Source organism: Nocardia sp. NPDC052254 (assembly GCF_040679495.1).
Classification (GTDB): domain Bacteria; phylum Actinomycetota; class Actinomycetes; order Mycobacteriales; family Mycobacteriaceae; genus Nocardia.
Genome location: NZ_JBFAUW010000007.1, coordinates 32,129 through 46,379, shown reverse-complemented (window position 1 = coordinate 46,379; position 14,251 = coordinate 32,129). Strand labels below are relative to the sequence as shown.

Sequence of the window (14,251 nt, the reverse complement as noted above, 5' to 3'; positions counted from 1 at the left end):
TCAGGGCAGGAGCCGGCTGTTCACGACACTCGCGATGCGCTGATAGTACGAGCCCGTGGTGCGCACGAACAGATCCAGCAACTTCGCCTCCCAGCCGATCAGCACCCGGCCGTGGCCCTTGCGCACACCCTCGGTGATGGTCTCCGCGGCCATCTCCGGTGTGTGCATGGCGAGCTTCTTGTCGAAGAACGCGGAGAGCTGGTTCGCGTCGAGCCCCTCGGCATAGGTCGCGTTGCGCGCCACCGCGGTCTTGATTCCACCGGGATGTACGCAGGTGACCTTGACCGGCTTCTTACCCCCGAGCATCTCCTGGCGCAGCGATTCGGTGAAGCCGCGTACCGCGAACTTCGCCGCATTGTAGGCACTCTGACTCGGCACGGCGATCAGACCGAACAGCGACGACACATTGATCACGTGACCGTCACCGGATTCGATGATGAAGGGCAGGAATGCCTTGGTGCCGTTGACGACTCCCCAGAAGTCGACGTCCATGACCCGCTCGATGTCCTTGAACTGGGACTCGTTCACCTCGCCGTGGAAGGCGATTCCGGCGTTGTTGTAGATCTGATGGACGACGCCGAAGTGCTTTTTCACCTCGTCGGCATAGAGCAGGACGGCCTCGCGCTCGACCACATTGAGCCGATCGGATTTGACCTGCGCACCCAGCGCCTCGACCCGCCGGACGGTTTCGGCCAGGCCCTCGGTATCGATATCGGACAGTGCGAGTTTCGCGCCCCGGCGGGCCAGATTCTCGGCCAGCGCCCGGCCGATGCCGGAGCCCGCGCCCGTGATCACACACACCTTGCCGGTGAAGTAGGCGTCATTGCTCACTGTGCTGCCACCACTTTCAGATCGGGCCGCGCGGCCCCGTCGGTCGATTGGGTTGTCTCATACGCCGCGACATCGAACTTCTCGGTCAGCTTACGGAAGCGGAAGGTGAAATCGGGCCACAGCGTGGTGTTGTTGCCGTGCTTGTCCAGGTACCAGCTGGCGCAGCCGCCGTTGAGCCAGACGCTGTCGGCCATACTGTCCTGCAGATCGCGGTTGTACTTGTCCTGCACATCTTTTCGCACCTCGACCGTGCGCAGTCCACGCTTGTCGACGGTCGCGATGGCATCGGCGATGTAATTGATCTGCGATTCGATCATGTACACCATCGAGGTGTGGCCGAGGCCCACGTTCGGCCCGAGCATGAAGAACATGTTCGGGAAGTTGTGGATGGCCGCGCCCTTGTAGCCTTGCTGGCCGATCTCGTCGAAGACCTCGGTGAGGGTGCGCCCGTCGCGGCCGGAGACGGTCTCGTACACCGGCGAATCGGTGACATGGAAGCCGGTGGCCACGATGATGGCGTCGACCTCGCGCTCGGTGCCGTCGGCGGTGACGATCGAGTTCGCGCGGACCTCCCGGATACCGTCGGTGACCACGTCGACATTGTCGCGACCCAGCGCCGGGTAGTACTCGTTGGAGATCAGCATCCGCTTGCAGCCGATGCGGAAGTTCGGCGTCACCTTCTCGCGCAGCTTCGCGTCGGGCACCTCGAACCGCAGCTTGAGCCGGGCGAGACCCTCGAGCGCGAGCATGGCCGGCGGGAATTTCGCCAGCCCGACGACCTGCGTCTCGCGGGCGGCGTAGATGGCCGCGCGGGACAATTTCTGCACGCCCGGAACATATTTGAATGCCAGCCGCTCGGCCCGCGTGTACTCGCGATCCATCCGGGGCAGCAGCCACGGCGCGGTGCGCTGATAGAGATCGAGGTGGCCCACCTTCGGCGCGATCGACGGCACGATCTGAATGGCCGAGGCGCCGGTACCGATCACCGCGACCCGCTTGCCCGTCAGATCGGCGTCGTGATCCCAGCGCGCGGAGTGGAAGATCTGCCCCTCGAAGCCGTTGATGCCCTTGATGTCCGGCAGGTTCGGCTCACACAGCGCACCGACGGCTGAGACCAGGACGTCGGCGGTGAACGCACCCTGGCTGGTCTGCACCTCCCAGCGCGCCTGCTCGTCGTTCCACCGGGCACCGGTCATATCGCAGTCGAAGACGTGTTTGTCGCGCACACCGTACTCGTCGGCCACACCGCGGATGTAGGCCTGGATCTCCGGCTGCTTGGAGAACGACCGCGACCATTGCGGATTGAGCGCGAACGAGTACGAATACAGCTGCGAGGGCACATCGCAGGCCGCGCCCGGGTAGGTGTTGTCGCGCCAGGTACCACCGACATCGCCACCGCGCTCGAGTACGAGGTAGTCGTCGCGCCCCTGCTGACTGAGCCGGATGGCCAGCCCCAGCCCGGAGAATCCACTACCCACGATCAAGGTGTGCACATGACGGGCGGGCGCAGCTTCGCCGTTGCGCCCGCTACGGCCGTTGTCTGTAACCGTACGACTCATGTACCAGAGACTACGGTCTTATTGATCGCGAGTCAACAGTATTGACCATCGTTCAGTAGGATGAGTTTCGTGAGTGACAAGGGTTCCGTTACCAAGCGGGTGCGGCTGAGCCCGGACGAACGCCGAGAACAGCTGGTCACCCTCGGCGTCACGATGCTGCGCGACCGCACGCTGGAGGACATCTCCATCGGGGAGATCGCCCGGCAGGCGGGGATCTCCCGCGGGCTGCTGTTCCACTATTTCTCGTCCAAGCAGGACTTCCAGCGCGCCATCGTCCGCCGGGCCAACGAGGAACTTCTGGCCCGCACCATGCCCGATCGCAGTCTCGATCTGCTCGCCATGTTGCGCGATGCGGTACAACGCTATGTCGACTACGTCAGTGAGAACCGGATCTCCTATCAGGGCCTGTTGCGCGGACCCGCCAGTGGCAGTCCGGAACTGCTGGCCCTGGCCGACGCCACCCGGGATGCCATCGTCGACCGCATTCTCACCGAGAGCCCACTACCGTCCGACGACCCGGAACTGCCCCGGCTGCGGCTGGTGCTGCGTGGCTGGATCGCCTTCGTCGAGGAGACCACGCTGATCTGGTTGCGCGACGAGACGATCGGCCGCACCGAACTGATCGACAACCTCGTCGGCGCGCTCCCGGCCCTGGCCATGCATCCGACGCTCACCCAATGGCTGGCCGACGCCGCCGACGACAGCGCACTGCCCGCCTGAGCCCGCCGATCAGTCCTCGGCGCTGTAACCGGCCCGGTCCCCGCCCCGCGGCAACCACAGCGCGGTCACCACGGCGGCGATGAGTATCAAGATCGCCGATACCAGCAGCGCGACCTCCAAGCCGCGATGGAATGCCTCGTAGGTGGCGTGGATGACCCGGTTCACGATGGGGCCGTAGGCCGCCGACGCGGCCGACGCCGTGCTGTCGCCGCCCGCGGGCACACTGCCGGTCTCGATCGCGTCGATCACGATGGCCTGGAAATTGGCCGGAACTCCGATCTGCTGCAACCGATCCCGCAGATCGGAGTTGAGGAACGAATTGACCAGCGACCCCAGCGCGGCGACTCCCACCACCGCACCGACCTGCCGCATCGTGTTGGTGGCCGCCGCCGCCATGCCGGAATGTTCGGCCGGAACTCCGGACAGCACCGCCGAGGTCAACGGCACCACGGCGATTCCGAAGCCGAGCCCGGCCAGCATCAACGCCAACGCGAGCGGAGTGAATTCGACTGTGACGCCGAGGAATTGACGGGTGAGCAGAATTCCGGCCGCACCCAGCAAGCAGCCGGCGATCATCGGGGTCCGGGAACCGCGCCGGGCCACCCAGAAACCCGAGAGCCCGGATCCGACGATGATCGCCACCGCCATCGGGCCGAAGATCGCCGCCGTGCGCCATCCCGAATAGTCCACGACCTCCTGCAGATACAGCGCGGTGAAGAAGAAGATCGAGAAGATCCCGAAATACACCGCGAACGCGACCACCAGCGCACTGCGGACGAGTGGGCGCTCCAGATAGTGGAAATCGAACATCGGATTGGCCGCATGCATCTCGACCACCAGAAAGGCGACGAAGGCGATCGCGCCGATCACGAACAGGGTGATCACCGACGCCGCCGAATAACCCACCTGCTCACCGGAGATGGCGGCGTAGATCACGCACCCCAGAAAGGTCGCGCCCAGGACGAATCCGGCCCAGTCCACCGGCCCGGGCTGTGGATCGGCGCTCTCCGGAACGAATTTCAGCGCCGCCGCCAGCACGACCACCCCGACGATCAGGTTGAACCAGAAGATCGAACGCCAGCCGAACGCACCGACCAGCACCCCTCCGACCACCGGCCCCAGCGCCAGCGCCAGGCCCGATACCGCCGCCCACGCACCCAGCGCCTTCGCGCGGGCGCCGCGATCGGGGAACAGGTGCCGGATCACCGACAGGGTGCCGGGTTCGGAGGCCGCGGCGCCCACGCCCATCACCGCCCGGCCCGCGATCAGCAACGAGACGCTGCCCGCGACGGCCGACAGCACCGAGCCGGCACAGAACACGACCAGCCCGCCGATCATCACGCGCTTGCGGCCCCACCGATCGCCGAGGGTGCCCGCGGTGAGCATCAGACTCGCGAACACCAGCGTGTAGGCGTTGACGACCCACTGCAGCGACACCACCCCGGCGTGGACATCGGACTGGATGTCGCCCAGGGCCACACTGACGATCGTGGTGTCGAGGAAGGTGACGAACAGGACCGCCGTCACCACCGCGAGCGCGATGTAGGGCCGCCGCGGCGCGGTCGGCGAGGGCTCGGCGCCACCTCCGGAGACCGTGGATACCGTTGCCGCCGAACCCTTTCCGAAGGCACGACGTGGCGACCAGCGCGATCCGGTACCGGGCCGGCTCGACGATGTCATGAAGACACCTCAGCTGGTCGGTGCCGGTGCCACGGTGGGCGCACCCGGGGCCGGAGTCGCGCCGGGAGTGGCGGGGGCCGGTGCGCCGCAGACCGGCGGCGCAGCGCCCTCGAGGGTGAGCAGGGCGCAGAAGGTCGACGCCGTCACCTTCCAGGTGTTGTCGACGACGACCGCGGAACCTTGCTGCCCGGACAGCGCCGGTTTGCCGTTGAACAGCACGTCGAAGGTGACATCCGCGTGATCGGAGTCGATGGTGGCGACATTGGTGACCTTCGCCGAGGCGGATTTGGCCATCGGCGAATCGGCCTGCGCCTTGATCGCGTCGGCGAAGGCGGGACCGTTCTCCAGCAGGGCGATCTTCTGATCCGCCGACGTGGCCCCGTCGAAGAACTTCTCGAAGTTCACCGTCACCGCCTCGGTGACGGTGGGGGCACCGGATTTCGACGGTGCGGCGGATGTGTTGTCGGAGTCATCGTTGCCGCAACCGGCGCCGACGGCCAGTAACGCGGTAACCGCGCACACCGCAAGCATTTTCGCCGCGAACCTACGATTGAACATATTCGGCCTCCCCGGGGTGACGGTCGGCTCGGTGATCAACTCGATCGAAGACTACTCGCCGGACCCGGGCCACGGACGCTTATCGGACACCAATGTGGTATCGGCGAGTTCGGCCAGAACGCCGGGCAACTCGCCCGCGACCGTGGCGGCGTCGAGCACGGCCGGATCGACCGACACCCCGATACCGAGTTCACCGTTCCAGCTCAGCGCACCGGCCACCAGCGGTACGCCCGGCGCCGCGGGGAGAATCGGAAAAACCTGGGTGATGGGCATATTCGCGAAAGTCATCGCGATCTCGGGGCCGGCCATGTTGGAGACGAGGGCGTGGAAGAACCGGCCGCCGTACACCGATCGCGCGAAGGCGCCCACCGCCGGTTCCGGGAACAGTCGCAGCACCCGCGCCATCACGAAATGCGAGGCGAGCGCTCGGGTTCCCGAGTGCAGGCGGTCGCTGCGAGCGCGAACATCGGCGAGCCGGTCGGCGGGACTCATCGGGGTCAGCGGCACATCGATCATCACCGCGGCGGTCGAATTCCCCTCGGCGCCCGAGGTGGGATCGCGCACCATCAGCGGCACCGCGACCCGGATCCGGCCGTGCAGCCGCTCCCCCAGATCGGGGCGCGACCGCTGCAGTGCCGTGACGGTGACACTCAACAGCACATCGGTCACCCGGGCCCGATGCGAACGGGCCACCGCCCGAACGGTTTCCAGATTCAGCGAACAGACGGTGAACACCCGCCGCAGACAATCGCCGGGCAGGGTCCCGCCGGGTTGCGCGTCGGCGGCCAGTTGCGCCAGCCCGGTCACCGTCCCCGCGACCGTGGCGCCCCAGCCGGGCGCCGCACGGTCGGCGACGCCCAGATCGATGGTCGGGCGCAACAGCCGCAGCGCCTGCACCACCGTCCCGATCCCGTCGGCGACCACGTGGTGCAGCAGCAGGACCACGCCGATCGCACCGGCATCCGGATCACGTACCAGAACGAGCCGCCACAGCGGCCGATCCTTGGGCAACGTCTCCGCTGCCAGATCCGTGACCACCCCGCTGATTCCGTCCACACGCCGCGCGACCGCGCGTGCGTCCGTGGCCGCCGCACTCCGCGGTTCCCCCGCCCCCGGGGCGGCACCACCGGTTCCGACCACGGCACCCGCGGGCACGACACCGAAAGCCGATGAGCGGTCACCGGATTCGCCGGATTCGCCGCCGCCCTCGGGCCGTTCACCGGGCCGCCGCGGTGACCCGCTCTCGACGCTGCGCTCGGTGACATGCCAATCCCACTCGACCTCGGCGTCCACCCAGCGCGCTCGCCGCCACCGCCCGGGCTGTTCCAGCCGCTGGGCGAAACGCGGCAGATGGGCCAGCTCGCCCTGCACCAGCTCGCGCACATCGGCGAGGGTCGGCCCGCCGTCGCCGCGCGGCTGGAAGACCACCATGCCGCCGACCTGCTGCGGAATACCGGATTTCTCGATGTGCAGGAAGAAGGCGTCGGCGGGCGGCACCACCGGCGGCCGTGCGTACCAGTGATCGACCAGGCGCACACTCACCGCCACGAACGCCACGGCGATGACGGCGTCCAGGACGAAATGATTGGCGGTCGCCACGATCACGTAGCTGGTGAGTCCCACATGCAGCGCGCTGATCAGCTGCATCACCCAGCCGCCGGAGACCCGGGCCAGCACCACACTGACCCACAGCGCCCAGCCGACATGCAGCGAGGGCACCGCCGCGAGCTGATTCGCCCCCGACACCATCGACGATCCCCACGATCCCCAGGTGTGCCCGGCGACGACGGTGTCGGTGAAGCCGAGATCGGCCAGCAGCCGGGGCGGCGTCACGGGAAACAACGCGAAGCACACGATGGCCAGCACGTTCAGCAGCAGAAATGAGTCGCGGGCGCGGGCGTAGTCGGCGCGGCGGCGGAAGTAGAGCCAGAACAGCAGTGCGAAGGCGCTGATGATGTAGGTGAAGGCGTATTCGTAGTTGGCCAGGGTGGCCAGCAGTTCGCGTGATTCCAGCCAGCGGTTGAGCGAGCGCTCGAAGTCGATGTTCAGCCACTGTTCGAGGTCGAAGATGCGATGGGCATTGCGATCGGCCAGCTCCCGCCGTGCGGGGCTGTGCAGGGCGTCGACGGCCAGATACAACCCGAAGACGGCCAGCCCCACCACACAGTCACGCCACAGCACCGGACGCGACGGATTGCCCACACAACCGTATTAACACATGTGTCGCAACCTTTTACGGCATCAGACTGGGTGATTCATCGGTTATCTGCTCGTTACCGGCATAGAACGCACGAGCCAGCGGCGAATGGGCGAGTCCGCCGATACCGGCGGCGATGAGGGCACCGGCCGCCGCCACGGCGGCGAGGGAACCCGGATCGTGCGGCACCGCCACCCGGAAGGCCAGCACACCCACCACATAGCTGACGATGGGATTGGTGACGCTCATCGCCGCGATCGCCCAGGGCAGGGGCCCGGCCGCGAAGGCGGTCTGTTCCAGGACCAGCCCGCTCAGCGTGGAGACCGCGAGCAGATAGCCGGGCCAGTCCGCGGCCGTGGCCGGAATGCCGCGGTTCAGCAGATCCTCGGTGGTCAGCTTCATGAAGACCGCGCTCATCGCGAAGCAGACGCCCGCGGCCACCGCCACCAGGTTCGCGGCCACCCAGATCGGGCAGCGAATGCTGATCAGGGCCAGCAGTGCCACCAGCCCGGCCGCGGAGAAGGTGGCCAGCAGTACCCGGCCCCGGTCCGGATCACCCGACAGCGGTGCCACACCTCCGATACCGAACAACACGCCCAGTCCCGCGCAGACCAGCAGTGCGAAGACGACATCGCGACCGCGCGGACGGCGGCGGCGGCCGAATGCCTCCAGGGGGACCGCAAACAGCAGCTGGGTCGACATCAGCGGCTGCACCGCGGCGACCGAGCCCAGATGCAGCGCCGCCGCCTGGGTGAGGAAGCCCGCCAGATTCGTCGCCCACCCGCGCAGCCAGGTGCCGCTGCGCAGCAGACGCTGCATCAGCAGGGTCATGCCGAAGACCCGGGCCGCCCGGGGCTGTTCGGCGACCACGGTGCGCGCGGCGCGCTGCTGCAGATATCCGGCCGCGGCGAACAAGAATGCGGCCAGCACTCCCAACGCGATGACCAGGACCATGCGGACCCCCAGCTCAGGTGATCTATTCGCACTGTACGCCGGAATCGGTACCGAACCTGATCATGAACGACGGCCGGGGCGAGCCTACGGGCGGGGTCCGCACGCAGGCCCGGAGGGTCAGAGGCTGTGCTCGTCGAGCCAGGCGCGAGCCACATCGGCGACCGGCTGGTGCTGGTCGCGAACCTCGCGGATCAGCAAGGCGAAATCGGCGGTGGTGAGCTCGCCTGCCACATGGTTCAACTTCTTGATCTGCTGCTGCGCCAGGGCGCCCTGGCGCAGCAGCGGGATCACGTTCTGCGCGCGGAAGGCGTGGTCCGGATCGGCCACCACCGCCAGATCACCGGATCCGCCGGGCAGCAGCGCCACCGCCGAGGTGAACACCCCGGCATCGACGTGCCCGTCCAGCAGGGCCTTTCGCAGTTCCGAATCGCTGCCGAAGGTGGTGTGCCGGGTGATGTCGCAGCCGTAGACCTCGTGCAGCGGAGTCAGTACATCGCGCTGTGGATCCGGTGCGATACGCAGCGGATCCAGGTCGTGACCGGTGGCGATGCCCAGCGACAACTCACCGCAGCGTGGTGCGAGGGCCCTCACGTCCGCGGGCAGACGAGCGGCCGAGGCGGGTGCGAGTGCCAACTGTGCGGGCAGGTCCGCGGCGTCGGCGATATCGGAGACCACCAGGCCCTCGGGCAGCGATCGGCTGAGATCTCCGGCAACCGAGGCGACCGGGGTCGCCGGAGCCCCGGACGGGACCGCCGACGCATCGGCAGCGGCGTGCCGGTCCTCGATCGACTTCGCCGCCGCATCGTCCGGTGCGGTGGTGGTGGCGGAGGAATCGAAGGCTCGCAGCAGGTCTCCGCTGGTATCGCCCACCACGGTGACCGTGCCGGCATCGAGCGCGGCCAGATAATCGGCGCGCTGCCCGAGCCGGTCGCGGACCACCGCATGCGCACCCGCACGTGCCAGCGCCTGGGCGTAGATCTCGGCGATCAGCCGCGACTGCGCCGAATCGCCGGCTCCGACGGTGATCGTGGTGTCGCCACCGCCGTTCGAACATCCCACCACCATCGCGGCGAGACTCGTGGCGACCAGAACGCGGACCACCGCTCGCACCGATCCGGCCGTTCCCATCTGGCGACACCCACTTCCGATACTCGGCGGCAACCACCTTCGTGTGCCGGACCGACCGGCCCGGCACACGAATCGTAGGGGGTCGCCGCCGCGGGCGGGTACCTCAGCCGGGCATACCGTGCTTCTGGTCGTAGGGATTGCCCTCGCGTGGGCGCAGGCGTTCGTTGCGGCGACGCAGCGAGGCGACCTCGCGCGCCACCCGCCCCGCCCGCACACCGATCTCCGAGGCGCTCCCGCCCGTACCGCGACGACGCGAGAGTCGCTCGATGAATCGCCGAATTCCCAAGTGCACCAACCTTTTCAATGGTTCCTGTACCACAAATTTTACCGCCGGGCACCGACAAGTCCGGCGCTCGAAGCGACCGCGCACCGGGCGCTCGAGCAGCACTCGAGCGGTACTCGGGTACGTCACAGCCGGGCGGCGAATAATGTGCTGCGTGCAGCCCGGACGGATACTCCTGATCGAGGACGCCGACGCCATTCGCGCGGCTGTCACCGCCGCCGTGGGTGCGGCCGGGCACGAGGTGCTCGCCCGCGAACACGGCGATCATCTCGAATCCGACCTGGCACGCTTCCGGCCCGACGTCGTCGTCCTGGACGTGATGCTCCCGGGCCGCGATGGATTCGTGCTCCTCGAGGTGGTCCGTGCCCGCAGCGGCGCCGGGGTGCTGATGCTCACCGCCCGTGACAGCGTCGAGGATCGAGTGCGCGGACTGCGCTCGGGTTCCGACGACTACGTGGTGAAACCGTTCGACCTCGCCGAGCTGGTGGCCCGGATCGAGGCGCTGCTACGGCGCATGGGCCGGCTGCGCAGTCGCGTCACGATCGACGATCTGGTGGTGGAGACCGACTCCGGCGTGGTCTCGCGCGGGACCGCGCCGATCGGCCTGACCGCGACCGAGTTCAAACTGCTCACCTATCTGGCCGCGCACCGGGATCGCGTCGTCACCAAGACTCAGATCCTCACCGCCGTCTGGGGTTACGAGGACTACGACCCGAATCTGGTCGAGGTCCACGTCAGCGCGCTGCGGCGCAAGCTGGAGGAACACGGCCCGCGGCTGCTGCACACCGTGCGGGGTATGGGCTACACGTTGCGAACGAGCCCCCGGTGAGCGAAGCACCGTCCGGGCCGCTGCCCACGGTATCGCTGCGGCGACGGGTGACCCTCACCGCCGCCGCGGTATCCGGTATCGCCCTGATCATCGTCGCCCTGGCCGTACACGCCCTGTTCGGAATCGTGGTGGGGCGCAGCGAGAATACGGTGCTCACCGATCGCGTACAGCTGGCGCGGCAACTGGCCCAGCAGGACACTCCACCGGCCGAACTGATCATGCGTATCGACAATCGTTCGGTACGCGCCCGGCTGGTGCTGGCCGACGGCACCAGCTACGGCAGCCTGTCCACGCGGCGCGCGGCCGACGGCGGTGCCACCAGGACCATCACCCTGGCCGGCCCCGGCGAGGTGAACGACGCCCGGCTGACCGTACAGGTGGACACGCCGCTGCTGACCGTATTGCGCGCACGCCTGGGCCGGGTGCTGGTCGCGGTCACCGCGGCCGCGATCGTCATCATCACCGCGGCCCTGTGGTTCGGCCTGCGCCACGCGCTGCGCCCACTGGACTCGATGACCGCGCTGGCCCGCGAGATCGCCCGGGGCGAGCGCGGGCGCCGCTTGTCCCCCACCCGCACCGATACCGAATTGGGGCGCACCGCGGGCGCTTTCGACGAGATGCTCGACGCGCTCGAGGGTGCCGAGGCCCGAGCTCGGGCCTCCGAACAACAGATGCGCGACTTCGTCGGCGACGCCGCTCATGAACTGCGTACCCCGATCGCCGGAATCAAGGCGATGGCCGAGGCGGTCCTGCATCAACCCGCCGACACCGGCACCGAGGAGCGCGAGCGGATGTATCTGCTGCTGGCACGCGAGGCCCGGCGGGCCGGCCGGCTGGTCGACGATCTGCTCGACATGGCTCGGATCGATGCCGGACTGGCGCTGCACCGGGAACACGTCGACCTGTACGAGCTCGTCCGCATTCAGGTCGACCGGATGCGTGTGCTGCATCCCGGCATCGAATTCCACCTGACCGGCCGGCCCACGGCGGCGACCGTGGACCCGGAGCGGATCGCGCAGGTGCTGGTGAATCTGATGTCCAACTCCTGCCGCGCGATGCCCGGCGGCGGCGCGATCCACCTCGCTGTCGGCGACGCGGCCGCGGATACCGCCGAGATCCGAGTCGCCGATACCGGGTCCGGTGTGCCGGCGGCCGACCGCGAGCGCATCTTCGATCGTCTGGTACGCCTGGACACCGGCCGGGATCATCGCCGGGACGGGGCCGGTATGGGCCTGGCGATCGCGCGCGGTATCGCGCACGCGCACGGCGGTGAGCTGCGCTGCGTGGCGCCGCCACCCGATACCACCGGCGCGGTCTTCGTCCTGGTGTTGCCGACCCTGTTACCGCACCAGAACGCCGCCCCTGCCTGAGGATCGGCTGAAGATGAGCGAGGCGCACTCGGCGTCTTCAGGCTCCTTTCAGATTCGGCGCGCAGATTCGACAGTGACAACGAACCCGTCACGAATGGAGTCATCGGTATGAAGCGCACCGTCGCCGCCCTGCTCGCCGGCACTGCCGCGGTCGCCGCCCTGGCCGTCGCCGTCCCCGGCGTGGCCTCGGCCGACACCCCACAGTGCAATCCGCAGGCCCGTGCCCAGGTGCGGGCCCAGACCGCCCCGCAGGTCGCCGGCTTCCTGGCGAGCCATCCCGATCTGGCCGGTGAACTGGCCAAGGTCAAGACCATGCCGAAGGATCAGCGCAAGGCCGAATGGCAGTCCTATCGCCAGGGCCACCAGCAGGAGCTCAAGGACTTCCGCGGGGTGCGACAGCCGATGATCGACTACCGCCACGCCTGCCACCAGCGCTAGCGCGACACCGGCCGCACACGGCGAGGGCGCCCCGTCGAATTCGACGGAGCGCCCTCGCTCGGCTATCTGAAACCGCTGTCAGGCAACGCCTTCCGCACGAGCGGCGGCGGCGACGGCCTCGGCCACCGCGGGCGCCACCCTCGGGTCCAGCGGGCTCGGGATGATCTTGTCGACGGCGAGCTCGTCCGCGACCACGCCGAAGATGGCGTTGGCGGCGGCGACCTTCATCCCCTCGGTGATCCGGCGCGCGCCGGCATCCAGCGCACCCTTGAACACGCCGGGGAAGGCCAGGACATTGTTGATCTGGTTCGGGAAGTCGCTGCGGCCGGTCGCCACGATCGCCGCGTAGCGGTGCGCGACATCGGGGTGGATCTCCGGGTCCGGGTTCGACATCGCGAACACGATCGATTCCGGCGCCATGGTCGCGATCAGTTCCTCGGCGATGGTGCCGGCCGACAGACCCAGGAACACATCGGCACCGGCGAGCGCCTCGGCCGCACCGCCGGAGATCCCACGCGGGTCGGTGCGCTGCGCCAGCTCGGCCTTGATCTCGTTGAGGTCGCCGCGATCCCGGCTGACGATGCCCTTCGAGTCGAGCACCACCACATCGGAAACCCCGGCGGCCAGCAGAATGTTGGTGCACGCCACGCCAGCGGCACCGGCACCGGACACCACGACCTTCAGATCCGCGATATCGCGGCCCTGCACCTTGGCGGCGCCGTTGAGCGCGGCCAGCACCACGATCGCGGTGCCGTGCTGGTCATCGTGCATGACGGGGCAGTCCAGCGCCTCGACGACACGCTTCTCGATCTCGAAGCAGCGCGGGGCGGAGATGTCCTCGAGATTCACCGCACCGAAGCTCGGGCGCAGGCGAATCAGGGTCTCCACGATCTCGTCGACATCCTTGGTGTCGAGGACGATCGGAATCGAGTCCAAGCCGGCGAACTTCTTGAACAGCGCCGCCTTGCCCTCCATCACCGGCAGCGACGCACGCGGTCCGATATCACCGAGGCCGAGCACCGCGGTGCCGTCGCTCACCACGACCACCAGCCGGTCGGTCCAGGTGTAGCGCTTGGCCAGCGCTTCATCCTTGTGGATCGCACGGCTCACCTGCGCGACGCCGGGGGTGTAGGCGATGGACAGATCACGCTGCGTATCCAGCGGCGCGGACAATTCCACCGAAAGCTTGCCACCGAGATGGCCGGCGAAAATTTCCTCGTGAGTGATAGCGGACAGGTCGGTCGTATCGGATTCACGGCTCGCTGTAGTGGCATTCGGTGCGTCAGTCACAGATGACACGATTTCACTCCTGCTCGGTCCGGGCTGAACCGGCTCACGGTTACCGCCGGGTATGCGTATTGAAGGTATTCATAATTCGAACGACGTGCGCCGACCTGGCGTTCAGAGCCACGCAAATACTGTTCGGTAATTGCATCGCGCGAAGAGCCGCCTGCGGTACGACGACGAGCAAAGGGTCCAGTAGGTACAGGCATACACGTTCGCATCGTTGCGTGCGTGCAGCTGTTACGAGCTCGGCCGTGCACTATCCGTCGAGCGAGAACCGGACGGGTGGTCCGGGTAAGGCTGCGGGGTGATCCGCGAATCGGAGCCGTGCGTCACGAACCGAAGCTCACCAACCGTTCCCGAACCGGGCGGTGGCGTCGGCCGGGAATCCGCAACATTCTGCCAGTACGGATCGGTAGT

General features: G+C 67.8%; 13 protein-coding genes. 4 read left to right on the top strand and 9 right to left on the bottom strand.

All coding sequences use genetic code 11. The annotated features are described in order from the left end of the window. Both AB0L57_RS19045 and AB0L57_RS19040 read right to left on the bottom strand, forming a co-directional pair. Positions 1 to 831, bottom strand: coding sequence for an SDR family oxidoreductase (locus AB0L57_RS19045; protein ID WP_364963636.1), 831 nt, complete (start codon positions 829 to 831; stop codon positions 1 to 3). Continuing rightward, positions 828 to 2,390, bottom strand: a complete 1,563-nt coding sequence (locus AB0L57_RS19040; RefSeq protein WP_364963633.1) for an NAD(P)/FAD-dependent oxidoreductase — start codon at positions 2,388 to 2,390, stop codon at positions 828 to 830. Before AB0L57_RS19040 ends, AB0L57_RS19045 begins: the two co-directional genes overlap by 4 nt. Positions 2,391 to 2,450: 60 nt before the next feature. Here AB0L57_RS19040 and AB0L57_RS19035 point away from each other — a divergent pair, with 60 nt between their 5' ends. After that, the gene (locus tag AB0L57_RS19035; protein ID WP_364963630.1) at positions 2,451 to 3,110 is read left to right on the top strand and encodes a TetR/AcrR family transcriptional regulator; all 660 of its coding nucleotides are present in this window, start codon (positions 2,451 to 2,453) and stop codon (positions 3,108 to 3,110) included. A 9-nt stretch (positions 3,111 to 3,119) separates the two neighbouring features. Here AB0L57_RS19035 and AB0L57_RS19030 read toward each other — a convergent pair whose 3' ends face one another. The 6 genes from AB0L57_RS19030 to AB0L57_RS19005 all read right to left on the bottom strand — a co-directional run bounded on the left by AB0L57_RS19030 (position 3,120) and on the right by AB0L57_RS19005 (position 9,913). Then, positions 3,120 to 4,790: an MFS transporter gene (locus AB0L57_RS19030; protein WP_364963627.1), complete on the bottom strand. Its 1,671-nt coding sequence runs from the start codon at positions 4,788 to 4,790 to the stop codon at positions 3,120 to 3,122. A gap of 9 nt (positions 4,791 to 4,799) precedes the next feature. Beyond that, positions 4,800 to 5,348 (bottom strand): hypothetical protein, encoded by a 549-nt coding sequence (locus AB0L57_RS19025; RefSeq protein ID WP_364963624.1) that lies wholly within the window; start codon positions 5,346 to 5,348, stop codon positions 4,800 to 4,802. Between the two features lie 51 nt (positions 5,349 to 5,399). Further along, positions 5,400 to 7,550, bottom strand: coding sequence for a phosphatase PAP2 family protein (locus AB0L57_RS19020; protein ID WP_364963621.1), 2,151 nt, complete (start codon positions 7,548 to 7,550; stop codon positions 5,400 to 5,402). 31 nt (positions 7,551 to 7,581) lie between these two features. Further along, positions 7,582 to 8,499: a DMT family transporter gene (locus AB0L57_RS19015; RefSeq protein ID WP_364963618.1), complete on the bottom strand. Its 918-nt coding sequence runs from the start codon at positions 8,497 to 8,499 to the stop codon at positions 7,582 to 7,584. Between the two features lie 117 nt (positions 8,500 to 8,616). Beyond that, positions 8,617 to 9,627, bottom strand: a complete 1,011-nt coding sequence (locus AB0L57_RS19010; RefSeq protein ID WP_364963615.1) for a glycine betaine ABC transporter substrate-binding protein — start codon at positions 9,625 to 9,627, stop codon at positions 8,617 to 8,619. 103 nt (positions 9,628 to 9,730) lie between these two features. Then, on the bottom strand, positions 9,731 to 9,913 hold the full coding sequence (locus AB0L57_RS19005) for a hypothetical protein (RefSeq protein WP_364963612.1): 183 nt from the start codon (positions 9,911 to 9,913) through the stop codon (positions 9,731 to 9,733). 142 nt (positions 9,914 to 10,055) lie between these two features. Here AB0L57_RS19005 and AB0L57_RS19000 point away from each other — a divergent pair, with 142 nt between their 5' ends. From AB0L57_RS19000 to AB0L57_RS18990, 3 genes are all read left to right on the top strand, one after another. After that, a complete protein-coding gene (locus tag AB0L57_RS19000) occupies positions 10,056 to 10,739 on the top strand; it encodes a response regulator transcription factor (protein WP_364963609.1) in 684 nt (227 codons plus the stop codon). Continuing rightward, on the top strand, positions 10,736 to 12,109 hold the full coding sequence (locus AB0L57_RS18995) for a HAMP domain-containing sensor histidine kinase (RefSeq protein ID WP_364963606.1): 1,374 nt from the start codon (positions 10,736 to 10,738) through the stop codon (positions 12,107 to 12,109). The genes AB0L57_RS19000 and AB0L57_RS18995 overlap by 4 nt, the downstream gene beginning before the upstream one ends. A 108-nt stretch (positions 12,110 to 12,217) precedes the next feature. Beyond that, on the top strand, positions 12,218 to 12,547 hold the full coding sequence (locus AB0L57_RS18990; protein WP_364963603.1) for a heme-binding protein: 330 nt from the start codon (positions 12,218 to 12,220) through the stop codon (positions 12,545 to 12,547). 78 nt (positions 12,548 to 12,625) lie between these two features. Here AB0L57_RS18990 and AB0L57_RS18985 read toward each other — a convergent pair whose 3' ends face one another. Then, a complete protein-coding gene (locus tag AB0L57_RS18985; protein WP_364964280.1) occupies positions 12,626 to 13,783 on the bottom strand; it encodes an NADP-dependent malic enzyme in 1,158 nt (385 codons plus the stop codon). Between the last annotated feature and the right edge of the window lie 468 nt (positions 13,784 to 14,251).